General features: G+C 56.4%; 19 protein-coding genes and 2 pseudogenes. 6 read left to right on the plus strand and 15 right to left on the minus strand.

Features of this window, described 5'->3' with window-relative positions; all coding sequences use genetic code 11:
• Positions 1-45: 45 nt before the first annotated feature.
• The 3 genes from dctM to AACY44_RS21430 form a co-directional block, all read right to left on the minus strand.
• Positions 46-1,329, minus strand: coding sequence for a C4-dicarboxylate TRAP transporter large permease protein DctM (gene dctM, locus AACY44_RS21420; RefSeq protein WP_339493487.1), 1,284 nt, complete (start codon positions 1,327-1,329; stop codon positions 46-48).
• Complete coding sequence (locus AACY44_RS21425; RefSeq protein ID WP_339419425.1) at positions 1,326-1,958, minus strand: TRAP transporter small permease; 633 nt, start codon at positions 1,956-1,958, stop codon at positions 1,326-1,328. The genes dctM and AACY44_RS21425 overlap by 4 nt, the downstream gene beginning before the upstream one ends.
• Before the next feature lie 65 nt (positions 1,959-2,023).
• Positions 2,024-3,019, minus strand: coding sequence for a TRAP transporter substrate-binding protein (locus AACY44_RS21430; protein ID WP_370467854.1), 996 nt, complete (start codon positions 3,017-3,019; stop codon positions 2,024-2,026).
• Positions 3,020-3,571: 552 nt separating this feature from the next.
• Between AACY44_RS21430 and AACY44_RS27795 the strand changes: the two are divergent.
• Positions 3,572-3,658 (plus strand): annotated as a pseudogene (locus AACY44_RS27795) (Crp/Fnr family transcriptional regulator); the annotation flags it as partial.
• A 136-nt stretch (positions 3,659-3,794) separates the two neighbouring features.
• Entirely contained in the window at positions 3,795-5,249 is a 1,455-nt protein-coding gene (locus tag AACY44_RS21435) for a TrkH family potassium uptake protein (RefSeq protein WP_339419423.1), read from the plus strand.
• 91 nt (positions 5,250-5,340) lie between these two features.
• Here AACY44_RS21435 and AACY44_RS21440 read toward each other — a convergent pair whose 3' ends face one another.
• The 7 genes from AACY44_RS21440 to AACY44_RS21470 all read right to left on the minus strand — a co-directional run bounded on the left by AACY44_RS21440 (position 5,341) and on the right by AACY44_RS21470 (position 12,677).
• Positions 5,341-5,637, minus strand: a complete 297-nt coding sequence (locus AACY44_RS21440; protein ID WP_339419421.1) for a DUF6388 family protein — start codon at positions 5,635-5,637, stop codon at positions 5,341-5,343.
• Between the two features lie 17 nt (positions 5,638-5,654).
• Positions 5,655-6,863: a D-alanyl-D-alanine carboxypeptidase family protein gene (locus AACY44_RS21445; RefSeq protein ID WP_370468051.1), complete on the minus strand. Its 1,209-nt coding sequence runs from the start codon at positions 6,861-6,863 to the stop codon at positions 5,655-5,657.
• Between the two features lie 86 nt (positions 6,864-6,949).
• On the minus strand, positions 6,950-8,365 hold the full coding sequence (locus tag AACY44_RS21450) for a sensor histidine kinase (protein ID WP_339439198.1): 1,416 nt from the start codon (positions 8,363-8,365) through the stop codon (positions 6,950-6,952).
• A complete protein-coding gene (locus AACY44_RS21455) occupies positions 8,343-9,023 on the minus strand; it encodes a response regulator transcription factor (protein WP_083359030.1) in 681 nt (226 codons plus the stop codon). Before AACY44_RS21455 ends, AACY44_RS21450 begins: the two co-directional genes overlap by 23 nt.
• 214 nt (positions 9,024-9,237) lie before the next feature.
• Positions 9,238-9,624: a DUF1850 domain-containing protein gene (locus AACY44_RS21460; protein WP_339419416.1), complete on the minus strand. Its 387-nt coding sequence runs from the start codon at positions 9,622-9,624 to the stop codon at positions 9,238-9,240.
• Positions 9,621-11,648, minus strand: coding sequence for a TRAP transporter permease (locus AACY44_RS21465; protein ID WP_339419414.1), 2,028 nt, complete (start codon positions 11,646-11,648; stop codon positions 9,621-9,623). Before AACY44_RS21465 ends, AACY44_RS21460 begins: the two co-directional genes overlap by 4 nt.
• 75 nt (positions 11,649-11,723) lie before the next feature.
• On the minus strand, positions 11,724-12,677 hold the full coding sequence (locus tag AACY44_RS21470; protein WP_339439200.1) for a TAXI family TRAP transporter solute-binding subunit: 954 nt from the start codon (positions 12,675-12,677) through the stop codon (positions 11,724-11,726).
• Positions 12,678-12,918: 241 nt separating this feature from the next.
• Here AACY44_RS21470 and AACY44_RS21475 point away from each other — a divergent pair, with 241 nt between their 5' ends.
• Positions 12,919-14,241 carry a chloride channel protein gene (locus AACY44_RS21475; protein WP_339419410.1) on the plus strand — a complete coding sequence of 441 codons (1,323 nt, stop codon included), beginning with the start codon at positions 12,919-12,921 and terminating at the stop codon, positions 14,239-14,241.
• A gap of 6 nt (positions 14,242-14,247) precedes the next feature.
• On the opposite strand, the gene AACY44_RS21480 is transcribed toward AACY44_RS21475, so the two are convergent.
• Complete coding sequence (locus AACY44_RS21480) at positions 14,248-15,525, minus strand: DUF2254 domain-containing protein (RefSeq protein WP_339419408.1); 1,278 nt, start codon at positions 15,523-15,525, stop codon at positions 14,248-14,250.
• A 107-nt stretch (positions 15,526-15,632) separates the two neighbouring features.
• On the minus strand, positions 15,633-16,886 hold the full coding sequence (locus tag AACY44_RS21485) for a cation:proton antiporter (protein ID WP_339419406.1): 1,254 nt from the start codon (positions 16,884-16,886) through the stop codon (positions 15,633-15,635).
• A 300-nt stretch (positions 16,887-17,186) separates the two neighbouring features.
• Between AACY44_RS21485 and AACY44_RS21490 the strand changes: the two genes are divergently transcribed.
• The 3 genes and pseudogenes from AACY44_RS21490 to AACY44_RS21500 form a co-directional block, all read left to right on the plus strand.
• Positions 17,187-19,067 carry a DUF294 nucleotidyltransferase-like domain-containing protein gene (locus AACY44_RS21490; protein ID WP_339436242.1) on the plus strand — a complete coding sequence of 627 codons (1,881 nt, stop codon included), beginning with the start codon at positions 17,187-17,189 and terminating at the stop codon, positions 19,065-19,067.
• Positions 19,064-19,786: a 3'-5' exonuclease gene (locus AACY44_RS21495; protein ID WP_339425983.1), complete on the plus strand. Its 723-nt coding sequence runs from the start codon at positions 19,064-19,066 to the stop codon at positions 19,784-19,786. The genes AACY44_RS21490 and AACY44_RS21495 overlap by 4 nt, the downstream gene beginning before the upstream one ends.
• A 54-nt stretch (positions 19,787-19,840) precedes the next feature.
• A pseudogene (locus AACY44_RS21500) lies at positions 19,841-19,984 on the plus strand (helix-hairpin-helix domain-containing protein); the annotation flags it as partial.
• Between the two features lie 82 nt (positions 19,985-20,066).
• On the opposite strand, the gene AACY44_RS21505 reads toward AACY44_RS21500, so the two are convergent.
• The 3 genes from AACY44_RS21505 to AACY44_RS21515 all read right to left on the minus strand — a co-directional run bounded on the left by AACY44_RS21505 (position 20,067) and on the right by AACY44_RS21515 (position 25,396).
• A complete protein-coding gene (locus AACY44_RS21505) occupies positions 20,067-21,686 on the minus strand; it encodes a methyl-accepting chemotaxis protein (protein WP_339436243.1) in 1,620 nt (539 codons plus the stop codon).
• Between the two features lie 326 nt (positions 21,687-22,012).
• Positions 22,013-23,680, minus strand: coding sequence for a BCCT family transporter (locus AACY44_RS21510; protein WP_339419398.1), 1,668 nt, complete (start codon positions 23,678-23,680; stop codon positions 22,013-22,015).
• A 228-nt stretch (positions 23,681-23,908) separates the two neighbouring features.
• Entirely contained in the window at positions 23,909-25,396 is a 1,488-nt protein-coding gene (locus tag AACY44_RS21515; RefSeq protein WP_339428062.1) for a SulP family inorganic anion transporter, read from the minus strand.
• Positions 25,397-25,749: the final 353 nt, after the last annotated feature.

Below are 25,749 nucleotides of genomic sequence, written 5' to 3' on the forward strand. Positions count from 1 at the left end.
TTTCAGGGCGCTGCGAGGAGGATGACTGATTGGGGCGGGCGGGCATTAATTCATGCCCAGCCAGTTGGGCAGTGCCAGGGTAATCCAGGGTACATAGGTAATCAGCACCAGGAACAGCAGCAAGAGCACCAGCCAGGGCATGGCTGCCTTGATGGTGGCAGGCACTGACATGCCCGTCACCGCGGACGTCACGAACAAGTTCAGACCGACCGGGGGCGTGATCAAACCGATCTCCAGATTGACCACCATGATGATCCCCAGGTGAATCGGGTCGATACCCAGTTCCATGGCGATCGGGAAAAGGATCGGCGCCAGGATCAGGATAATGGCCGAGGGCTCCATAAAGGCACCTGCCACCAACAAGACGATGTTCACCACCAGCAGGAAGGTCACCGGTGTCAGCCCCGCCTCGATCACCCAGGCCGTGATTTGTTGGGGTAACTGCTCGGTGGTTAATACGTGAGCGAAGAGCATGGCGTTGGCAATGATGAACATCAGCATGATGCTCAGCTTGGCAGCGTCCAGCAGCACTTTAGGTGTCTCGCGAAACGTCAGATCCTTGTAGACGAACAAGGCGATGAACGCCGAATACACCGCCGCCACGGCAGCGGCTTCCGTCGGCGTGAACATCCCGGTGTAAATGCCACCCAGGATGATCAGCATCAACAGCAATCCCCAGGCGGCTTTACGCGCAGCACTCAGAAACTCACGCAGGGTTGCGCGTGGCAGGGCCGGCAAGTTTTTCTTAACGGCGACGATGTAGATTGCCACCATCAGCGTTATCCCCAGCAACAGGCCAGGTATGACGCCGGCCATGAACAGCTTGCCAACGGATGTCTCGGTGGCGGCGGCATACACCACCATCACGATTGAGGGCGGTATCAGGATACCCAGTGTGCCCGCGTTACAGACGATTCCCGCGCCGAATGCCTGCGGGTAACCAGAGCGCACCATGCCGGCAATCGCGATCGAACCCACCGCCGCAACCGTTGCGGGGCTGGAGCCGGAGAGGGCTGCAAACAGCATGCAGGCCAATACGGCGGCGATGGCCAACCCCCCACGGATATGGCCGACGCAGGCGTTGGCAAAGTCGATCAGCCGGCGTGCGACGCCGCCGGTGGTCATGAAGGCGCCCGCAAGCAAGAAAAACGGAATCGCCAGCAGGGTGTAGTGCTCTGATGTTTCAAACAACTTTATGGCCAGGGAGCGAACGGAGTCCGGGCTGAAAAATACAAGGGTCAGCGAGCCCGCCAGGCCCAAGGAAATGGCAATGGGCACACCAATGAACATCAATGCGAAGAGTGCCGCGAACAGGAAGGCAATGGTCATGGTTTATTGTCCTCGTGTTCGGTCAGTTTCATTACGTCGGCGGCTTCATCGGCCAGGCCGAGACCGGTTTGGCGGTGCAGCAGGATGCGCACGAAAATTTCAGCGAAACGGATGAATACCAATGCAAAACCCACCGGGACAATCAGCCCTATGTGCCATTGCATGATCCCGAAATGGCCAAGGTCCTCGGCGCCTATTCCCGCCGACATCAAGGTATGAATCCACTCGAAGCTGGCCACGCTGAACAGGCCGGCATAGAGCAAGCAGCAAAGACAGGCCAAGATCCCAATGAGCCGTTGGACGGGTTTACTCGCCAGCTTTACCAGCGCGTCAACGCCAATATGCCCGGCGGTGCGCACGCCATAGGACAGGCCGAAGAAGATCAGCCAGCCGAACAGCGCCTTGGTGAGTGAGGTGCTCCAGGTCATGGCTTGAGCCATGCTCATGACGCCATCGCCGATGGTGAACAATAGGTCGCTGGCGCCTTCCCAGTTATCGGCAAGCCGGTAGAAAAGCGTATAGAGATTGTTGAGAATGACGTAGACGAACGTTACCAATGTCATCGCGGCCAAAAGGAAGACAATGAAGCCTTCCTCGAAGTGTTCCCAGATGCGCCGAAAGGCCTGCATGGATGGCATCTCCCGTATCGTGATGACTGGCAGGTGCTACCACGTCGGCAACACCTGCCTCCCGGTCATTGAGCCTTGTTGGCGGCTTCGGCTGCGGTGATCAGCTCAGGGCCGATATCGGCTTCGAATTTTTTCCAGACGGGTTTCATCGCGACGCGCCATTGTTCGCGTTGTTCAGGTGTCAGGGTAATGATTTCGGTGGTTTTGGCGGCAATGATGCTTTGCTTGGCGTCCTGATTGAGCTGCTCGGCATCTTTGTTAACCTGCGCGGTCACCTGCACAATAATCTTGTCCAGTTCACTGCGAATGTCCGGCGGCAGGCCATTCCAGAACTTGGTGTTGGTGATCAGCATGTAATCGAGCACACCATGGTTGGATTCGGTGATGTATTTCTGCACCTCATGCATTTTCTGGCTGTAGATGTTCGAGTAAGGATTTTCTGCACCGTTGACCACACCGGTTTGCAAGCCCTGATACACCTCGGCAAAGCTCATCTTGCGCGGGTTGGCGCGCAGGGCCTTGAACTGCTCCTCAAGCACGGCAGAGGCCTGCACCCGAAACTTCAGGCCGCGGGCATCCCCAGGAACACGCAGCGGTTTGTTGGCCGACAACTGCTTCATCCCATTGTGCCAATAGGCCAGGCCGGTGATGTTTTTACTCTCCATGGACTTAAGCAGCCCCTGGCCCTGCGGGCTCATCTGGAAACGGTCAACCGCAGCGATGTCATCAAACAGAAAGGGCAGGTCATACAGTTGTAGGGTCTTTGTGTACTGTTCGAACTTGGCCAGTGACGGCGCAATTAACTGCACATCCCCCAACAACAGGGCTTCCATCTCTTTGCCGTCACCAAACAACGATGAGTTGGAATACACCTCGACCTTGACCTTGCCGGGTAAGCGTTCCTCTACCAGTTTCTTGAACAGCAGTGCCCCTTGGCCCTTGGGCGTATGGTCGGCGACGACGTGTGAGAACTTGATGATGATCGGATCAGCTGCCATGACTGCACTCATGCTCCCTAGAGCAACCGTGCAGGCGAGTGCCTTGCAGATGGATTTGAACATTTTGGGGGATTCCTCTTATTTTAGTTTTTGTGCGGCCTGTGCTCTGACGCGCATTTGGTTATACGGCTAAGCGTCCAGTCTAGGCAAAAAAACATCACTGAGTGCAGGCGCCTCAGCGTGAGAATGGAAAGCGCCACTGAGTCGTTTTCGCACCTTCTGCCCCTGCGCGACATCTGCGGCTTTAAAACGGGCCAGACTCTGGGGGCGCACGGGCCTCCTGGTATCCGCCCAGTCATACCGCCCATGCTTGTCTGTGGGCAGTTTCCGAGGCTACTCAAGCGCCTGTCAGGCCGCTAATGTGGGGGTTGCCGTATTGGCGTAGAGCGCACGCTCAAGTCGGCGTTGCTTGGCCGCTGAACTCGCGTGCTTCGCACCGTGTCAAGGGTGCCGAAAAAAAGGTTACTGAATATGTCGGAGACGCCAACCCCCCAGCAGAACCGTTTACTCGCCTTAATCCCTGGCGATGTTCGCCATCGTCTGTTTCCTGAGCTCGAGTGGGTGTCAGTTACCGTTGGCAGGATTTTATATGACCTCGGGGAGCTGCTGCGTTGAATCGGCCCGCAGCTGTGTCGTTGGTTATTACTGCCGTTGGATCGCCTACCCGATCACCCATTGGTGATGACCCAAGAACGCATTGCCAAAACCGCGCAGTCTTTGGAATAGGCTAAGGTTGACGAAGCGACCCGTCGGCCCTAAAAAATTTACGAGAAATTTACGGGTGGAGACGTTTTGGCGCCGCGATACTGCGCGGCGCTAATTTGCCAGGTTATTGTTTATGTCCCACGCGGCAATACGACTCATCGGCTTTGTCTTAGGTCTGTTTCTGATTACGTTGGCCATCAGCATGGCCATCCCCATGATCACCTTGGTGGTCTATGAGCGCAGCGACGATCTGTCCGCCTTTCTTTGGTCCAGCTTGATTACGTTCGTCTGCGGCCTGTTGCTGGTCATGCGAGGGCGCCCAGAGACCGCTCAACTTCGCCCAAGGGACATGTACCTGCTGACGACCGGCAGTTGGGTGGTGGTGTGTATCTTCGCGGCGTTGCCAATGGTGTTTATCAGTCACATCAGTTACACCGACGCTTTTTTTGAAACGATGTCTGGCATCACAACCACCGGCTCAACGGTGTTGAGTGGTTTGGACACCGCCTCGCCGGGGCTGTTGATCTGGCGATCGATGCTTCACTGGCTGGGTGGGATCGGTTTTATCGGCATGGCCGTGGCGATTCTTCCGCTGCTGCGAGTAGGGGGCATGCGGCTGTTCCAGACAGAGTCTTCAGACTGGTCGGAAAAAGTGACGCCGCGCTCCCATGTGGCAGCCAAATACATTCTTTTTCTCTATCTTGGACTCACGGGGGGCGGAACGCTCGCGCTCTGGATTGCCGGGATGACGCCATTTGACGCCGTCAATCACGCCATGTCGTTGATCTCTACCGGTGGTTTCTCGACGTCGGACGCCTCGCTTGGGCATTGGACACAGCCTGCTATTCACTGGGTGGCAGTTGCCATCATGATTCTGGGTAGCCTGCCTTTTACGTTATATGTCGCGACATTGCGCGGCCATCGGCGCGCGCTGCTGAAGGATCACCAGGTTCGTGGATTTATTGGGTTCTTGGTCTTCGCGTGGCTGGCGGTAGGTACTTGGCTTTGTCTTCACAGCGATTACGGCTGGTGGGATGCATTTCGTATCGTGGCGGTGAATGTGACATCGGTTGTCACCACCACCGGCGTCGCCGTCGGCGATTACACCGTGTGGGGCAGTTTCTCGGTGTTGCTTTTTTTCTATTTGACCTTTGTGGGGGGCTGCTCAGGTTCCACGGCGGGGGGTCTTAAAATCTTCCGTTTTCAAGTGGCGGCAACTTTACTGGTGAGCAGTTTGAAGCAACTGATCCACCCACGCGCCGTGATTCAGAAAAAGTACAATGGCCACCCCATCGACGAAGAGATCTTACGTTCGCTTTTGACGTTCTCATTCTTTTTCACCATCACGATTGCTCTGATTGCCTTGGGCCTGAGCCTGATTGGGCTGGATTGGACAACGGCGTTGAGCGGTGCCGCTACGGCGGTGTGTAACGTCGGGCCTGGGCTTGGCACAATCATTGGGCCGGCCGGTAATTTCTCATCACTGCCGGATGCCGCCAAATGGCTATTGACCCTAGGCATGCTACTTGGACGGCTGGAAATCCTGACAGTGTTAGTGCTCGTCACGCCGGTATTCTGGAGATATTGAGTGCTCACTGTTGAGAGGCTTGAGCCAGGATAGACGGTCAGCACTCAGGGCCGTCGCGACGCGAAGCGCCGATGCTTATGCGGCCCAAAGGCTACTCGGTGATCCCATTCAGCGTGCAGTAATCCTTCCATGGCATCTCAACCATTTCTGACACTTCCCGATGAAACGCCAGGGTCAGGCGTTTCAGCTCTTGGGGTGACTGCGAAATCATTGTCAGCGTCAGCTCCCACACTTCTACCCCAAGCCTTGCGGCCTCTTGCTCAAAGGCCGATTCGATACACAGTTTCCTTTCAGCCTGACTCAGTCCCTGTACAGCGTCATTGAGGGATGAATCGCCTTCGAAGAATTTTGATAGCGCGAGTTCTTTGCGTAGATCATCGGAGTTCATGACGCTCTCCTCACTATTCACGTTACCTGGGCCTCATCGAACCAGCTGCGGACCGTCTGGGTAAAAAACAAATGCACGGTGTCCCACCAGCGTTGCCACCAATGACCTTGCTCTGCGTCCACAAGGACCACCAATGACCGACTCCCCAGCTTATGCTCGGCGTCGAACAGGTCGAGCCTTCCGACGACCGTGCCTGCCGTGATAGGGGCTTCGATGGGGCCATCAAACGCCAGGCGCATCTCGACGTCTCGATTTTTATTCTTGGGCAGCGTGAGGGTCATGTCTTCAAGCAAACCCACATTCACGTAGGGTTGTATGCCTTTCCAGAGCGCGACCTGCGAGAGTACTTCGCCACCTTTCTTATAGGTTTGGGTGTCGTAGAAGCGAAAGCCATACCCCATCAGCTTTTCCGTTTCTGCCGTGCGCTTGTGGGCGCTACTGGCGCCCAGAACTGCGCTGATCAAACGTTGCCCATCGCGCTGTGAGGAGGCGACCAAACAGTAGCCCGCTGCCTCTGTGTGCCCGGTCTTCAAGCCGTCGTAGGTGGAATTACGCCACAAAAGCGTATTGCGGTTGGATTGCTGAATGCCGTTCCAGGTGAAGGTTTTCTTGGCGTAAAGAGGGTAGTAGGTGGTCCCTTCGTTGATGACTTTTCGAGCCAGGGTCGCCATGTCACGTGCGGAAGAATAGTGCTCCGGGTCCGGTAGGCCGGTGGCGTTCATAAAGTGGGTGTTGAGCATTCCCAGTGTTGAAGCGGTTGAGTTCATCATTCCGACAAACCCGGCTTCGCTTCCAGCGATATGTTCGGCCAGCGCAACGCTTGCGTCATTGCCTGAGTCGATGATCACGCCGTTTAGCAAATCGTGAACCGAAGCAGAGCTGCCGGGCTTGAGAAACATCCGTGATCCACCTGTTCGCCAGGCATTTTCGCTCACGACGACCTCATCATCTGCGCTGATCAGGCCGGCCTTAATCTCATGCGTCGTGATGTACGCCGTCATTAACTTGGTCAGGCTGGCCGGTGGTAGGCGTGCATCACTGTTGTGGCTGGTAATGACCCTGTTCGTTTCCGCGTCGATGAGTATCCAGGCTTCGGCGCCCAGCTTCGGCGCAGCGGGGATCATTGTCCCCAGGGTTGCGTTGGCAGCCAGAGCGGCATTCGCCCAAAGAAGCGGTGGTGTTACACAGAGCACGGTTAACACACGCAGGAACAACGGATATTTCACAAGCAAAAGGCCTTGGGTCAGCGATATGTGCTGCCAAACTAGGCCTGGGCGCAGAGGCGCTCAAATTAACCAGTATTAAGTTAAATTTAATGTTGAGGTACAAATCGATCCGTGGCTTGACCGCTGAACATCGGGCAGTGAATCAATACGCGTGTTCCCCTGCCTGAGGCACCAGGGTGGATATCCAGTGTGTATCCGTGCAATTTCACGATGGCGGCGACTAATGACAGGCCTAAGCCGTGGCCTGGGTTTATCTGGCTTCCCTCGCCGCGATAGAGCCGGCGAATGACATGCGTACGGTCAGCTTCGGGGATGCCGGTACCATCGTCCACGACTTCAATAATGACAGCTGAGTCCTTGATGCTCCCCCGCAATTCGATATGGCCGCCCTCCGGAGTAAACTTAATGGCGTTATCGAGCAGATTGACCAGCGCTTCGAACAGTAACGAAGAGTCGCCATACACCTGGGCGCAATCGCTGGGAATGTCCAGCGAAAGCGTTTGGGCGCGGTCAAGTGCCATCGGCTCGTAAAACTCATGCGCCTGTTTCAACAACGTCATGATCGGGAAGGGCGCAAAGGCAGAACGGCGACGAATATCCTCAAGCTCGGCGACCCGCAGCAGTCCTTGAAAGCGCACCATGATCGACTCGCTCTCCTCAAACGCCTGGTTCAAGGTCCGCTTATGTTCACGGGCCAGCGGCAATTTCTGGAGCTGATAGAGCCGTGCGCGTAAGCGTGTCAAGGGCGTGCGCAAATCATGGGCAATACCGTCGCAGACGCTTTTCACCTCGTGCATCAACTGCTCAATGTGATCGAGCATCGTGTTGACAGCGTTGGCCAGCATATCCAGTTCATCGCGGCGTGTTGACAACGGCAAACGCTCAGCCAGGTTGCCCGAAACGATACTTTCGGTACACAGCTGCAGGCGTTTGACACGGCGCAATGGGCGACGTCGCAGTAAGCGCCAGCCAATCAAACCGGGGATAAGGGTTAATGACAACCCCCACATCAGGGCCTGCTCAATAATGCCACCCACGGCGGAAATCGACCCGCCGTCACGTGCCAAAATCAGGATATGCCCGTCGGCGCGCCGTGCCAGCAAGGCATAGCTGCTTCGGGTTTCTGTGTTGGGTAACGCAATGCTCAAGCCGCGCTCAAGGTAATGAACCTGGCCATCGTCGGGCAGGTTGGAGCGCAGCTTCAGCAGGTCGCCGGCGACATGGGTGCCATCGGGTGCAAATAACCCGTAGGCGTCGATCCCGGGGGTCGAGTAAGCCTCACTCGCCGCCAACTCAGCAAGCAGGTTCGAGTCGTCGACCTTTTGATAGTAGTGGGCGCGTTGCAACAACGTACGCTCGGCAACCGTGCCCAGATAGTGGGAGATTTCCCAGTACAGCACACCGGTAAAGAGTGCTCCCCAGGCCACGAAGAACACCGCGTAAAACCCGATCAATCGACTACCGGACGAGCGCCATTCCTCATTTTTTGGTAGCGAGGACATAGCCGGCACCGCGTATTGTATGGATCACAGGTGAGTCTTTGTCGCTTTCCAGCTTTTTACGCAGCCGACCGATGTGCACATCAATGATGTTTGTCCCGGGGTCGAAGTGATAGCCCCAGACGCCTTCAAACAGCATGGTGCGAGTGACCAGTTGGCCGGCACTGCGCATCAGGAAGTTGAGCAGTTTGAACTCGGTGGGCAGCAACTGGATGTCTTCGTCATTGCGCGTCAGCTTGTGCTCCACCAAGTCCAGTCGCAGGTTGCCGCAACTGAGGTGTGGGTTGCTGGGGTCTGCGGCGGTGCGTCTGAGCAATGCGTCAAGGCGCGCGACCATCTCGACGGCCGAAAAGGGCTTGGTCAGGTAGTCATCGCCGCCCGCACGAAGTCCCAGAACGCGCTCATCCACGTCCGAAAGAGCGCTGATCATCAGGACCGGCGTCTGAATCCCAAGACTGCGCAAGGTGCTCACAATCGTCAGCCCGTCAAAGTCCGGCAGCATGCGATCCAGCGTGATGGCGTCGTAGCCGCCTGCAATCGCCAGGGCCAGCCCGTCGCGCCCGGTGGCCGCCCACTTTGAGCTGAAGCCGTGGCGCTGGAGTTCGGCGACGATGATTTCCGCCGTTACTTGGTCATCCTCTATGACCAACGCATTACTCATGATGTCCTCCCTTTGAACCTGTTTTTCGGTGTTCCCGACTCAATGCCGACACCCAGTGCCAGCGAACCCTATTGATCTAAGGCGCGTGCGAACACTAACTATTTCTTAACCCACCTTAACCTTCCCACCTCGCCAACATGGATATATTCCTGATAACACCCTAACGTGTTGGCTGAGATGAGCGGAAATGAGGGTGAACGTGGTCATCCGGCCATCAGTCGGTTTTGCACGTCCACAGTTGAATGAACGGATGGCGAGTGGTTGGCGCGCCCACCCAATGACTCAGGGCGGAACACTGGCCATCAACACACAGCTGGTAATCACCAGCCTCCGGTGTTCGCCCCAGGCGCAAGGGTTGCAAGGGTGGCACTAGGCGCCGGTAGTGCCAACTGCCATTTTCCAGTCGCGCGTCGTCTGGAACCTCCATCCCTGCGCCGTTGCCGCGTACACGTGCTTCTTCCAGCACTAGCCCTTGCTCGGTCACGCGGTAGTCTTCCTCCCAGCGGATCTTTTCAATGGTGTGATCCCAGGCCAGCGTGAAGTGGGAAATCGACAGCTGGGCCCACACCACACCCGTCAGGCCCAGGCACACGCCGATCATGGGAGGGCTGGCTCGGCACGACGGGACCGCCAGATATGCTGGAATATCACCACGATCCCCAGCGCGAAGCCCAATTCATCGGTCAGCGGTAACGCCACCACCAGCAAGGCCCCAGCAACCACACACAGCAATCGCTCCCATAAGGGCATTTTGCGCTGCAAATACCCGGTGGACGCCATTCCCCAGAGCCCGACCGCCAACAGGGTCTTGATCAGCATGTACGCGGTCATCCACAAATTACCACCTTGCAGCATCAATGCCGGGTTGTAGACCGCCATAAACGGTATGACAAACCCCGCCAGGGCAATTCGCACCGCCCACAGGCTGATCTTGAACCCGGTCTCTTTAGCGATGGGGGCCGCGGCAAAGCAGGCGAGGGCGACCGGGGGCGTCAGGTCGGCGAGGATGCCGAAATAAAATACGAACATGTGCGACACAATCAACGGCACGCCCAATTCCAAGAGGGCAGGCGCTGCGATCGAGCTGGTGATGATGTAGTTGGGAATGGTGGGAATCCCCATGCCCAGCACCAGGCACGTAATCATCGTCAGGATCAGCGAAAGCAGTAGGTTATCTCGGCCGATCGCCAAGATATACCCCGCAAACGTCGAAGCGACGCCCGTCAGTGAAACCACGCCGATAATGATGCCCACCAAGGCGCACGCGATGCCAACCGGTACAGCATGGCGTGCACCTTCTACCAGCGCGTGCAGGCAAATGGTCAGGGTTTCGTGCCCGCCCTTGATGAACCCACAGACCGCCACCAGCACTGCAATCACGGCAAAGATCACGCCGATTCCCAGTTGGAAAAAACCGGTACAGAGGATGCCCAGCGCTATCCAGAAGGCGCAGCGCAAGCCAAAGCTTTGTACTCTCAGGATGATCGCCGAGCCGAGAATCACGATAGCCGTGAGTGCCAGTCCGACCATGCCGGAAAACAACGGCGTACGCCCTGAAAACAGCAAGTAGACCAATACCAGCAGTGGGATCAGCAGGTACCAGTTCTCCTTCACAGCGTTCAACGCACTGGGGCATTGATCCTTGGGCAACCCCTTGAGGTTGGAGCGCTTGGCTTCCAGGTGGACCATCCAGAAGACCGAACCGAAATACAGGATGGCGGGGATCAATGCCGCTTTGGCGATCTCCACAAACGGTACGTTGATGGTTTCGGCCATGATGAAGGCGACGGCGCCCATGACCGGCGGCATCAGTTGACTGCCCATGCTGGCGGTCGCTTCCACCCCGCCGGCAAAGGCAGCCCGGTAACCAAAGCGCTTCATCAGCGGGATGGTGAATTGCCCTGTGGTCACCACGTTGGCGATCCCCGAGCCGGTAATAGTGCCCATCAGCGCCGATGAGGCCACGGCGACTTTGGCCGGCCCACCCAGTTTGTGGCCGAACAGGCCCATCGCAAAGTCGGTGAACAGTTTGATCATGCCTGCCTGTTCGAGGAATGCGCCGAACAGGATAAACAGGAAGATGTAGGTCGCCGAAACATAGGTGGGCGTGCCGTACAGCCCTTCGGTGCCAAAAGACAGTTGGTTGATGATTTGGTCGAAGCCATAACCTCGATGGGCCAGTTCACCCGGTAGATACTCGCCAAACAAACCATACGCCAGGAACAACCCGCATATGATCGGCAGGGCAATGCCCATCACCCGTCGCGCGGCTTCGAACACCAGCACCACCAGCACAATGCCGATCACCGTGTCCGCGGTTGTCAGGTCCCCAGAGCGCTGGATCAGGTCAGCCTCGTACCACCATTGATAGAAGGCGGTGGCAATGGCTGCCAGGCTGAGAACCCAGGCCAATGGTTGCCAGGGGCGCTTGTTGCCATAGGCCGGATAGCTCAGGTAAACCACCCACAATAGAAAGCCGACGTGTATCGCGCGCAGTACCTGGCTTGAAAAGGGTGAAAACGCTGCCGTGACGATCTGAAAGATCGAAAATAACAACGCGACGTAAAACAGCGTTTTTGGCCAGTCTCGCGGGTTCGCAGAGATGCCGTGATGATCTTCACTCATTAGCTGCCTGCCTCACTGCATGGAAAAAGGGCGGACCGTTGGCGCAGCGATCGGGTGCCGCTGCGCCGTGCGTGGCTAGAGCGCGCCTTTTTCGGTGTAGTAGCGTTCGGCACCCGGATGAAGTGCAATCGGCAGGTTCTTGGTGGCGTTTTCCAGGGTGATGTCCTTGGCAGCCGAATGAGCGTTACCGAGGCGGGGGAGGTTTTCGAACAATAATTTTGTCATCTGGTAGGCCAGCTCATCGGGTACATCCGAGCGGGTCACCAGAATGTTGGTGATCGCAACCGTCGGCACCGCGTCAGGTTGGCCATCATAGGTGTTGGCCGGAATCACCGCGCTGTGATAGGCCGCGTTGCCGATTTTCGCCACCACTTCCGGGGGGATCGCCACATAGTTCAGCGGCATCACCGATGACAAGTCGCGGATGGCGGCCATGCCCAGTCCGGAAGACTGCAGCGTGGCATCCAGTTGCCGGTTCTTGATGAGCTCAACTGACTCGGCAAAGGGCAGGTATTGCACCTTGCCCATGTCTGCGTAGGTCAGGCCCGCCGCCTTGAAAATCGCCCGTGCGTTCAACTCGGTACCCGATTTCGGCGCTCCGACTGAGATAGTCTTGCCTTTAAGGTCCGCCAGCGTCTTGATCCCCGACTCTTTGCTGGCCACGATTTGAATGTAGTTGGGGTACGCGCCGGCAATGGCGCGTAACTTGGTCAGTGGTGTATTGAAGCCTGCCTCCTCGACGCCGTTCTTGGCATCCGCCACCGAGTCACCCAGCGCCAGTGCCAACTCGCCTCGACCCGATTGCAGCAGGTTCAGGTTCTCCACGGAGGCCTTGGTGGCCTGAACCGAAGTCTTTACGCCGGGGATGCCTTCATTGTAGATCTGGGAGAGGCCGACCCCGATCGGGTAATACACCCCGCTGGTGCCGCCTGTCAGGATGTTAATGAATACCGGGGCTGCCTGTGTCGCGGTGGTGAGTGTCAGGGTTGCGGCGGCTGCCAGCAGGATGAAGCGGTTCTTTACTCGCATGGGAATCTCTCCGGCTTGTCTTGTTTTTATTCAGAGCGACTCAACTGTAGTTGATTGATCACCGCAGTGGCGAGCGGACAGTCATACTATGTATCAGAATGGCTGGGTGAGGGTGCCGAGCGAGCGGTTAGACGCGAGCCGGAGTTGTAGTGATCGGGTCACTGCCGGTTGGACCTGACCGTTTAACCCGTTAATCTGGTTATTACATTTTATTGAATATCAACAAGGGGAATCCGCTCGGGTGATCAAACCGATATTGCTGATACGTCGTCGTTTTGCCTCGATCCGATGGCGTACTCGAGTGACGCTCTGGGCTGCTGCTACCCTCGCAGGGTTGCTGGTTGTGATGTTCGCCCGGCTGGCTGACCTGGCGCTGATGCAGTTCGCCCAACAGGCCGCCGCCCGGCCGTGGCTGCCGTTTATCTACACGCCGCTGATCGGCATGTTTGTGGTGTGGATGACCTCGCGTTTTTTTACAGGGGCCCAAGGCAGCGGTATTCCCCAGGTGATCGCCGCCACACGGTTGGCCCACCAAGGCAAGCCTGTGCATACGTTGGTGTCATTGCGTCTGGCCTTCGCCAAGATAGGCCTCGGTACCCTGGCCCTGACCGGTGGCTTTTCAGCGGGGCGTGAAGGGCCTTCGGTGCAAGTCGCCGCTTCAATCATGCATTTCTTTCATCGTTACCTACCCAACGCACGCATCATTCGCCCTGAAGACCTCATCCTGGCCGGTGGCGCAGCGGGTATTGCCGCCGCCTTCAATACGCCTTTGGCCGGTGTGGCCTTTGCGGTAGAGGAGTTGGGGCGCAAGTTGGAAACCCGCACCAGCGGGGTGTTGCTCAGCACGATCATCTTGTCGGGGATGGTCGCGATTGCCTTGCAGGGCAACTACAACTATTTCGGGCACTTCGACGTACAAGAGGCCAATCTCGATATCGTTCTTCCGATACTGACGATTGGTATTGGCTGTGGCCTTATGGGGGGATTGTTCAGTCGGATGCTCCTGTGGCCACAGCGCTATCGCCGTTTTGTCGTCTGGGAATGGCGCCGCCTGCATCCAGTCTGGTTTGCAGGTGGCTGCGGCATGATCGTGGCGATTCTCGGTTGGCTCAGCGGTGGCATGTCCTTTGGCAGCGGTTACGGGATCACCTCCCAGATCATCGTGTCTGATGTCGGTTTGCCGTGGCACGCGCCGATTACGCGTTTTCTGGCGACCGTCGTGACTTATTTTTCCGGTATACCGGGCGGTATTTTTGCCCCCTCTTTGGCGGTAGGCGCTGCTGTCGGGGCCAATGTTGCTGAATACTTCGCCCTGGCGGCACAGCCCATCATTGCACTGTGCATGGTGGGGTTTCTGGCAGCAGTCACGCAATCGCCGATCACTTCTGCAATCATCGTGATGGAGATGATCGACAGCCATGGCATGGTCATCAGTCTGATGGCTGTTGCGCTGATTGCCAAAGCAGTCAGTGCCAGGATGGGCCCCGAGCTCTATCAGCAGTTGGCGCGTGGCTTTCTGCAATCGGACGGCAGTGGCGCCGCCGCGCAAAAAGCCAACACGTAGAGAGTGTCAGTGCAGCAGCGGTCGCGCCGCTGCGCTGAGCGTGTGCCGGTCCTCTTCGAGTACAAGCGCAGTGTTCGCGTGCTTGAGCAGCCGTTCTGCGTGCCGGGTACAGGCACCCCTGAACATCGTCGGGTTTATCTGTGCCAAGCTTACAAGGGCCTTCATCATTCGCAGGTCGACCTCCACCAGGCCCGCGCCATCTCTGGCAATCGGTGCGAAGAAGTCATCGAACAGGTCATCCACGGTCAAACCGCTCAGGTAAACGTGTTGGCAGTCAGCGTCGATTTTCGCGGCGGGTTCTTTAGGTTTACCCCAACATGTCAGGCTTCTGACACCGCGCCCAATGACGTCAATGGCGGTGCCGGGGTCATTGACGGCCGGCGACAAGGCGCGGGAGGCGATCTCCGACAACACTGACAAGCCGAACCGGGGGTCGTGTTCGAACGTTCGACGCACGCCTATAGCCAGGGTAGCGATGATTTTTTCGTTGCTCGACGCCAGTTCTTCCCCGCGTGCCTTGTTCAAGCTGACGGTTCTTGCGAGCGGCATGCCGACATGCACAAAGCTTCCCGGTAGGACGTCCATAAATATCTGTATCTCGTCTGCTTTGGCGATCGCGCCTAACGCCTGAACGTCAATGTGCTGGACGTACCCCGTGTGGAGGCTTGTGATGATCAGCGCAGAACGGGGGATCACTGACTCGCAAGGGTAGGCGGCTGCCCCCAAATGCGGCCATTGGACTCGATTGTTAATGGCATCAATGGTTGCCTGCTCGACACGGTCAATGGTTTCTCCCACCCGGCCAAGCTTGGACAAATGATCGATCCAGCGCAAAAGGGTGTAGACAATCAGAATGACCACGGCGATGGTTACCGCGAATAGCAAAACCCTCCCTTTTGTACCGTAGGCGCCGGTACTCAGCGCAATGATCCCAACCAGGCTGAACAGGAATGAGCCGATAAAGGTGGCCAGGGCATTTTGTGTCGTGGTGTCTTCCATCACCAGTGTAGTGGCGCGCGGCGTCACGCCGCTGCTCGCTGCAGCGTAAGCGCTGACCATGGTACTTAACGAAAAGGTCGTCACCGCGAGCATACTTGAGGCAATGATGCCCAATATCTTATCGACGGCGTCGGCACCGATGCGGGCGGGCAACGACTCGGGAATGTAGTCCTTGAAGACAACGGCGAGTAACGCGGTCGCAATGCCCAGCAAGGAAAACAGACTCGCCCTGAACCACAGCCGTTTGGTCAATTGGTGTAGCACCCAGCGCCAGCGTGCGAGCATTTTTTATCCCTTCTGCAAATAACACGATGGAACCCACCGCAAGGATTCAGGGAAACGAAGGCGGTGAGTTGATTATCCTTAATGGAGTCTTCTGCCGGGCCAAGGGTTCATCCAGCGTCTTTGGTTGCTGCACAAGGAATGACTCGCTTGACCAATTTACCGATCGACATGCCTTGGATCAGGATAGAAAAAACGACCACCAGGTACGTCAGGGAAACCACGATATCGCGAGCTGCGCCTGGGGGCAGCGACAACGCCAATGCCACCGATATCCCGCCACGCAGGCCGCCCCAGGTCATCACACTCCAGGCACCTTCCGGTAGGCGGAAGCGTTTACCCAATACCGCAATGGGAACCCCTACAGTCAACAATCGTGATAACAACGTCAGCAATATGACCAGCAGGCCCGTGGTGAGCAATGGGTTGGAGAACTGGATCAGAACGACTTCCAAGCCGATCAATACAAACAGCACTGCGTTGAGTATTTCATCGATCAGTTCCCAGAACATGTCCAGGTTTTTTTCAGTCTGCTCGGACATGGCATGGGAGCGTCCTTGGTTACCCACAATCAGTCCCATCACCACCATCGCCAATGGGCCCGAAACATGGAACTGAGTGGCGACTGCATAGGCGCCGAGAACCGCGGCCAGGGTGATGAGCACCTCCTCCTGATAGCTATCGATACTCTTGAGCATTCTGTAAGTGATATAGCCCACGCAGGCGCCTAACAGGGCACCGCCCCCGGCTTCCTTCAGTAACAGCTGCGATGCGCCGCTAACCGACGGTGCCTCCCCGCTGGCAATCATTGCGACGATCAGCGAAAACAGCACGACACTCACACCGTCGTTGAACAGTGACTCACCGGAAATGACCAGCTCCACGCTATTTGGCGCGCCGGCAGATTTCAGAATACCCATCACGGCGATGGGGTCGGTGGGGGAGATCAGCGCGCCAAACACCAGGCAATAAGCTAACGGTAGCTGCAGTTCGGTAAGGGACAACAGCGCCCAGAGCCCAAAGCCGATGAACAATGTCGAGAGCGTTGTCCCTACCACGGCCAAGGATGCAACCTGCCATTTGTAGGCCCGCAGCTCCGACAGGTCCACATGCAACGCGCCAGCAAAGAGCAGCAATGACAACATGCCTTGCATCAGCAGTTCGGAAAAGTCGATGGACTCCACCAGCGATTGCTCAAGGGTATGCAAGGCATGAAAGCCCAGCGCATCGGATGCCATATTCAACAGTGACAGGCCCAAGGCAATGCCCATTACACCGATGGCGGATGGCAGGCCGACGTAGCGCCGATTGAGATAGGCGAGTACTGCTGTGATGCAAAGGAAGATCGCAATAATGTTCAGCATTGACCCGCTCCAAAAACACAGGATGAGGAAAGCACCCTAGGCAATGCAGATCGCAAATACCTCTGAGCGTTCAGAAATAACCGCCGCCTGCGCGGTGCATTCAGTGAATGCCGCGCCTGCCGGGAGTGTAAATATGACGGCCAGCCGTTACGCAGCAGTTGTTGCCACTCATAGCGTAGATCAGACGTGGCGCTTGCTCCTCGTATCGGGATGTGATGTGGTGGGCGACACAGAAAGACCACTGCCCTTTGCGATGTAGGGCGCTCGCAAGTTTAATTCTTTTCAGCATTTCGAGGTTTCATGCAAATCGAGTTACAGGAGATTAGCGACCACCTCTACCGTTTCGCTCCATTTGATACGCTGCCAAAGGAATCGGTAGACGCCATCGCTCGGCGGGTAGAAGTGAGTTATTTCAAGGCCGGCAGTGACATCCTTGAAGCGGGCGCGATCATTCATGACTTGCACTATGTGCGTAGTGGTGCGGTGGAGATTTACCGGCGCAATGGCGAACTCTACAACCGACTTGTCGAAGGCGACCTCTTCGGTCAGGCCGGTTTGTTGCGCAGTAACAAGGTGCGTTTTCCCGCCAGAGCCTTGGAAGATAGCCTGATTTATTACATACCCGCCGACGTCTTCGCCGACCTGTGTGCGCAGCATGATGCGTTCGCCGACTTCGTTGAAGCTGAGGGGCACTCCAGGCTCAAGACTGCCGTTGAGGCGCAGGGGCGTGCGAGTGAGCTTATTCAGCTCAAATGCCGCGGCCTTATCTCTCGGCCTTTGGTATGGGTCACGTCGGATACCTGCGTTGGCGACGCGGCAAAAATCATGACAGAACAAAGCGTTTCTTGCGTGCTAGTGATGTCATCAGCGGGCTTGCAGGCGGCTCAAATCCAGGGAATCGTGACGGATCGGGACCTTCGCACACGCGTTGTCGCGGCCGGCCGAAACGCTGGCGAAACGGCTGCCCGAGACATCATGACGGCCGAGCCGGTAACGATAGGCGCCGACGACTCAGTGTTTGAAGCGATGCTGGTGATGTTGCGCCGTAATATTCACCATCTGCCGGTGGTCCACCATGGCCATCCGATCGGGCTGATCAACCTGTCGGATATCATCCGCTACGAGTCACACAGCAGTCTGTACCTGGTCAACAGAATCTCTAACCAGACGTCGGTCGACGGTCTGAAATCGCTTTTGCGTGACCTGCGCGGCACCTACATCCGCATGGTGCGTGACGGCGCGACGGCGCACATGATTGGTAGCGCGATTTCCGGCATTGGCCGTGCCTTTACCCAGCGTTTGCTGGAACTGGCAGAGAAAAAGCTGGGGCCACCTCCGGTGCCTTACTGCTTCATGGTGCTGGGTTCCATGGCGCGTGATGAGCAGTTATTGGTGACTGATCAGGATAATGCCCTGGTGCTCGACGACGGCTTCGATCCGCTCCAGCACGATGCTTACTTCCGAGCGTTGGCGACGTTTGTGAGTGATGGCCTGGCCGCGTGCGGTTACAGCTATTGCAAAGGCGGGATCATGGCGACGAACGACCAGTGGCGTCAGCCATTGAAGGTATGGCGAAGTTATTTTGATCAGTGGATCGAAAAGCCTAACCCGACGACGTTGCTCAATAGTTGTATTTTTTTCGACCTGGACGGCGTGTTTGGCCAAGTGGAACTGGTACAAGAGCTTAAGGTGCTGTGCGCTCGAAAATCCAGCGCACATCCTGTTTTTTTGAGTGCCATGGCTCGGATTGCGCTTAACCGGACGCCGCCATTGGGCTTTTTCCGTACTTTTGTCGTTGAGACAGACGGGCAGCACAAACGGATCATCAACCTCAAGGGTCGAGGCACCGCACCGCTGACGGACCTGATCCGCATTCATGCGCTCGCGTGTGGCAGTACCGCGCAGAATTCATTTGATCGCATGGATGCCATCGCGAAGAGCAACGTCATTCCGCCTGAAGCATTAAAGCAACTGCGATACGCGCTGGAGTTCCTGTCGATGGTGCGAATTCGACATCAGGTTGACGCACTGGAGCAGGGCGCTGCGCTCAATAATTACGTCGAACCGGAACGCTTTTCCAGCAGTGAGCGACATAACCTGAAAGAGGCGTTTCAGGTTTTGAGTAATGGCCAGAATTTCTTAAGATTCCGCTATCCATCAAAGGGTCGCCTGCCGTCATGAAACACGTGAAAGCGCAGCCCGATCATAAAATGCTGGAGTGGTCTTCGAGGTTCGAGACCCTGGCAGACAATGCCGTTAACAGCCGCTTGCGACAGTTCTATCAAGCCGGCGCGGTCTCTGCACAGGCCTCCATTGACAGCGTGCAACTGCTGGCCATGGACGTGGAAACCACCGGCCTTGATGCACAAGCTGACAGCGTTGTGAGCATCGGGGTCATGCCGTTTACGCTGCAGCGCATTTATTGTGGGAACTCGCTTTACTGGGTAATAAAACCAGCGTCCGAGCTGAATGAAAAGTCGGTGACGTTTCATCACATAACCCATGCTGAAATTTCAGATGCGCCCACCTTTGAGCAGGTGCTGGCTCCATTGCTGGAGGCCATGGCAGGCAAAGTGATGGTGGTCCATTATCGGAATATTGAACGGGCCTTTTTGGATCAGGCAGTGCGCAGGCATTTAGGGGAAGGGTTTGAGTTCCCGGTCATCGATACGATGCAGTTGGAAGCCCGACTGCACCGGCAAAAGCGCGGGTGGTTCGCCCGACTTATGGGGCGCTCACAACCGTCCATAAGGCTGGCAGATAGCCGAGCGCGCCTTGGCCTTCCGGCTTATCACGCGCACCATGCATTAACCGATGCCCTGGCAACCGCAGAACTGTTGCAGGCGCAGGTAGCGACTTATTACTCAGCGTCCACGCCTGTTGGCGAGCTATGGAACTGAGTGACCGCTTGATAGTGAAACGCTAACGGCTGTCCGACCGATATTCCTGTGCGCATTGACTCGCCAGCGGTACTCAGTGCGGTGAATGCTTGTGACATCCTGGCTCAGGCATCGGCCCTAACCGGACCGATGTGCGGGAGGAACAGCCCGCAAGCGCGGGCTGCCATTACCTCGGCCATTGAGCTTGCAAAGACGTCCAGTCAAGCACTCAGCGTGTCTCATGATCCGTTTGAGAGCCCTCATCGCGCCAGGCACACACCGCGTGTCCTGCGTCATTTTTTCAAACGACGAAGCGATTCACCATCCTATTAAGGTCAACCGCCAACTTTGACATTTCCCCGCACGCGCTGGCTGTTTGACTGGCGCCCGCAGAACTCTGCACGGCAAGCTCTCGAATGCTGACGAGATTACGATCAACTTCTCGTGCAACATGGGCCTGCTCTTCAGACGCCGTTGCGATCAACATATTTCGCTCATTAATCTGCGTAATGGCCTTGGCGATCTGATCGAGTGAACTGCTGGCCTCCTGTGCCACATCGAGGGATTGGGTTGCCAGCTCTTTGCTTTTACTCATGGCTTCCACTGCTTCAGCTGAATCGCTCTGCATTGCAGAGATCATCTGTTCGATCTCTTGAGTGGAAGACTGCGTTCTGTGCGCCAACGCCCTGACCTCGTCAGCAACGACTGCAAAGCCGCGGCCTTGCTCACCAGCCCTGGCAGCTTCAATCGCTGCGTTCAACGCCAGAAGGTTAGTTTGCTCTGCGATTGCACGAATCACTTCGACGACTTTGTTGATGCTTTGAGCCCGCTGTGACAAAACCTGAATCTTGTCACTCGTGGCTTCAACATTGCCGCTGAGTTTTTCAATCGACTTCAACGTTTGAGAGACTCGCTCTAAACCGGTTTCAGTGAAGCCCTGGGTGCGACGCGACTCTTCCGAGGCCGACTCCGCATTACGGGCCACCTCATCAACCGCCGCACTCATCTCAGTTACCGCAGTGGCCGCTTGGTTGACTTCATCATTTTGGGAGATGAGACCTCGACTGGATTCCTCAGTGACCGCTGTCATTTCTTCTGCGGCTGAGGCCAGCTGTGTAGATGAGTCGCCGATTTGCATGATGGTTCGGCGAAGGTTCTCTTGCATCTGGGCCAGCGCTTTTAACAGGCGTCCGGCTTCATCCTTCCCGCTGACGTGCACTTCTTTGGAGAGATCACTGCCGGCGATGCGTTCTGCCACAGATAACGCTGCACCGATTGGGGTCGTAATGCTCTTGGTCAGAAGTATTGCCAACCCGACAGTCAGGACGACGACGACGGTAATAAGGCCAATGATTGTCCAGATGCCTTCGGAGTAAGTATTGGTTGCGTATTGCCCAGCCGCTGTGGCGCCGTCGTTGTTGAAGTCAGTCAGGGCTTTGATTTCACCCTCCATCCTATTCGTCAACGGCCGTATACCTGTACTCACGAGGTTGACGGCGGCAGGTATGTCACCGCGCGCCATCAACGGTTCGAGGATATCCAGTTGTTTGGCGTACGCATCGGCGGACGCTGTCACTACTTGATAAAGCGCGCGTTCGTCGTTACCCGTGATCAGAGGTTCATAATTTAGCACCGCATCCGCGAACGCCTTCCGGTAGCCTGGGAAGGACGCAACCGTCGATTGAACTGCTTGAGGGTCAGCAAGTGCACGCTGGGTTTCAAGTCTGAGCCGCATTGCGCCAACGTTCATCAACGCCGTTTGTCGGATACTTGGAAGCCAATTGTTTTCGACATCTTTTTCGGCGTCCTGCAGCTTGCCCATTTGCACAGCAGCGACCGCGCCGAGCACAAAGACCAATGCAATGATCGACGCGAAAAACAAGGAAGCTCGGGGTGCTACGTTGAGGTTTCTAAGGTTCATGCGAACTTCCTAACGCGAGGGAATGATCTAGGTAACCAGTCTATCGACCTGACGGTAATAAACTTAATCTGGCCTCTCGCTATAGGTGCTCTGCTCAGTCGTCTGCGGGCATCAGTCGATGCACTAAAGTGCTGCGCTACGTTTAAGTGTCTAATACCAAACGCTGCTGACAACCAGAACGTGAGCGTTCATGCATGCATGTACCAAGTTCTTACCGGGGTGGTTTTTTCTGTCGTTAATACCCGCCTGCTCAGACGGACGCCATCGCCCCGGGCGATGGCGTCACGGGTGTGTTTGCTGTGCGCTGACAGCGAAAGCCCTAAGTGCTAACGAGGCTCAGACATCAGTCCTTTCACGAGGGATATGCATCCCAGCATTAAAACGATTGCGAAAGGCAACCCTGTGGACACTGCCATTGCCTGCAGTGCTACAAGACCGCCGCCCAACAAGAGGGCAATCGCAATCACGCCCTCGATGACCGCCCAGAACACACGCTGAGGCACAGGCGCATCCACCTTGCCGCCGGCGGTGATCGTGTCGATTACCAAGGAGCCTGAGTCCGAGGAGGTAATAAAAAACACAATGACCAGAACGATGCCCAGGAAGGAGGTGATCTCTTTAAGCGGCAGCTCTCCCAGCATGGCGAACAACTTCAGCTCCAGCACAGCGTCCTTGACGCCCACCAGGCCCTGTAAAGTCGTTTGGTCAATGGCGGTTCCGCCGAACGTTGTCATCCACAGCACAGACACCACTGAGGGAACGAGCAAGACCGAGATCAGAAACTCTCTGACGGTGCGACCACGACTGACGCGCGCGATAAACATGCCTACAAACGGCGACCAACTGATCCACCACGCCCAGTAGAAGGCCGTCCAGCCCTGGGTGAATTGGGTGTCAGTGCGGCCGAATGGATTTGACAGTGCCGGCAGGTATTCAGCATACGTCACCAGGTTCTTGAAGAACCCTGTGAAGATGGCCAAGGTCGGTCCCACTGCGATGATAAACACCAGTAAGAGCAATGCGAGTCCCATATTGATCTGGGAAAGCATTTTGACGCCCTTGTCCAAACCGGCAAGGACTGACCACAGCGCGATCAAGGTAATGCCAACGATCAGCACGACTTTACTGAGGTTCGTCGATTGTATCCCGAAGAGGTATTCAATCCCCGCGGCAGCCTGTTCTGCACCAATGCCCAGAGAGGTTGCCAACCCGAATAGCGTGGCGAATACCGCCAGGATATCGATGATATGCCCCGGCCAGCCCCAAACGCGCTCACCCAACAGTGGATAGAAAATCGAGCGTATCGAAAGCGGTAAGCCCTTGTTGTAAGAAAACAACGCCAGGGACAACGCCACAATGGCATAGATCGCCCAGGGATGAAGTCCCCAGTGAAAGATCGTAGCGGCCATTGCCAAGTCGGCGGATGCTTTCATATCGCCTGCTGCACCGCCCAACGGCGCCCAGTCCGTGCGCACGCCGCTCGCATCGACTGTCACGCCTCCCATGGACGCCGCGTAATGCGACATGGGTTCGGCGACGCCATAAAACATCAAGCCGATGCCCATGCCCGCGGCAAACAGCATTGAAAACCATCCGACGTAGGAGTGATCGGGTTTGGCATCTCTGCCGCCCAAACGCACCTTCCCCAGCGGGGAGAAAATCAGCGCAATGCACAGCACCACAAAAACGTTCGCAATGCTCATGAAGAGCCAGGCGAGGTGGCTGGTTAACCAGTTCCGGATAGCGCTGAAGAGGGGTTCTACTTCATTCTGCAAGGCCAGTGTCAAAATCACAAACAGCAGGATGGTGGCCGCTGAAATGATGAAGACTTTGCCGTGGATATCGAGCGAGAACGAAAACTCTCCCTTGATATTGTCTTGACCAATAACATAGTCGGTGTCGATCAGATTGGCAGCTCCACTTGGAGCCGGAATACCGTCCTCACTGGCAATGTGAGGGGTGTTAGGCCGATCATCCGTAGGCTTTTCAACCATAAGAATCTCCTTGTTGTTGGCACGTCTTAACGTGTAGTTGTGATTATCCCCGCTGTTCCTATGGTAAAACGAGATATAAACGCCGTTATCCTAACAAGCTTTTAGAACAAAACCGCCAAAACCTGCCAATTGCATAGCCCTTCGATCGAATATGTCACCGCCACATGACGTCTTTGTCGGCTGCAATCTATTCGCTTGAGTGCAATGAACAGGTTTGCGCGGGCCCGCTTAATGCCCCATCAACTTATTTATGCCATCGGGTTTGTCGTGAACGCCAAAGCGATCCACGATCGTGGACGTAGCCTGGTTCATCCCGATGACATCCACGTGAACCCCTTCTCGGCGTAGCTTGAGCACGACCTTGTCGAGCGCAGCGACTGAAGTGATATCCCAAAAGTGGGCCTCTCGAAGATCGATGGTCAGGGTCTCCAGCCGTTCCTTAAGGTCGAACGAATGAGTGAACCTGTCCGCTGAGCCAAAAAACACCTGGCCTGTGACGTAGTAAGTGCGATGGGCATGTGCGGGGTCACGCTGAGAAGTGACCTCCAGGTAATGTCCGATCTTGTTGGCGAAGAACATGGCGGCCAGCAAGGTGCCTGCGACAACGCCGTAGGCCAGGTTATGGGTCGCGACGACCACGACCACAGTGACCAGCATCACGATGTTCGTTGAGAGCGGATAGTCTTTGAGATTGCGGATGGAGTCCCAACTGAAGGTGCTGATGGAGACCATGATCATCACGGCGACCAACGCGGCCATCGGTATGCGGGCGAGCCAGTCGCCCATGAAGATCATCATGATCAGCAGTGAAACGCCTGCACTCAGCGTAGACAAGCGGGTTCGTCCGCCAGATTTAACATTGATCATCGACTGCCCGATCATCGCGCACCCTGCCATGCCGCCAATGAGGCTGCTGGTGATGTTGGCGATACCCTGGCCTTTGCATTCACGATTCTTGTCGCTGCTCGTGTCTGTCAGGTCGTCGACGATGGTTGCTGTCATCATCGACTCCAGCAAACCGACCACTGCCAGCGCGGCAGAGTACGGCAGTACAATCATCAGTGTTTCAAGGTTTAGCGGCACGCTTGGCCACAAGAATATCGGCAGACTATCAGGCAGCGAACCCATGTCGCCTACCGTATGTATATTCAGGCCCATGTAGATCGAAATCGCCGTCAGCACGATGATGCATACGAGCGGCGAGGGGAGCAGTTTTCCTACGGCCGGCAGCCTTGGGAACAGGTAAATAATCGCCAGTCCGCCAGCAGTCATGGCGTAAACAGGCCAGGTTACCCCGGTGAGTTCTGGCAGCTGCGCCATGAAAATCAGGATCGCCAAGGCGTTAACGAAACCTGTGACGACTGATCGCGATACGAAGCGCATCAGCTCGCCCAGCCGCAAATAGCCCGCGATGATTTGAAGTACGCCGCATGTCAGCGAGGCGGCGAGGAGGTACTGAAGGCCGTGATCCTTGACCAGGTTGACCATGAGCAATGCCATGGCGCCGGTGGCCGCCGAGATCATTGCCGCACGCCCCCCAACAAACGAGATCACAGTGCAGATACAGAAAGAGGCATAAAGGCCAACCTTTGGGTCGACGCCGGCAATAATAGAAAAGGCAATAGCCTCTGGAATAAGGGCCAGTGCGACAACGAGGCCCGCGAGAACATCGGCTCGGATATTCGACAGCCAAGCGACTTTGAACTTTTCAAACATTGATTCACCCATGGCAGGTACCACATCCCGCGCAGCGGTGGGCGCTGAGCAGTGCGTGTGTATCTGTCTTCAATTGAGTTGTGGAGTGGCTGCGGCCAAAAAAGCGGGCGCGGCAAAATACGACCGCAGCTAGGAGGCGGTCAGGGGCGTGCGAGGGGGCGGTGCGCTATGGCGGCGTAGGCAGCCAGTTGGAACGGGGCAAGGTAACTCCTTTGGCGTGTCGTCGATAGACCACAGGATACTAACCGGCAGTTGCGCACGCGCACAACCGATAGGCGGGCTTGCACGAACGTATCATGTAGAATACGCCCATGGGTGTCACCGCAAAACGCGGGAGGGCAGGTTTAATTCAG

Source organism: Pseudomonas sp. RA_15y_Pfl1_P11, assembly GCF_963970975.1.
Lineage (GTDB): Bacteria > Pseudomonadota > Gammaproteobacteria > Pseudomonadales > Pseudomonadaceae > Aquipseudomonas > Aquipseudomonas tritici.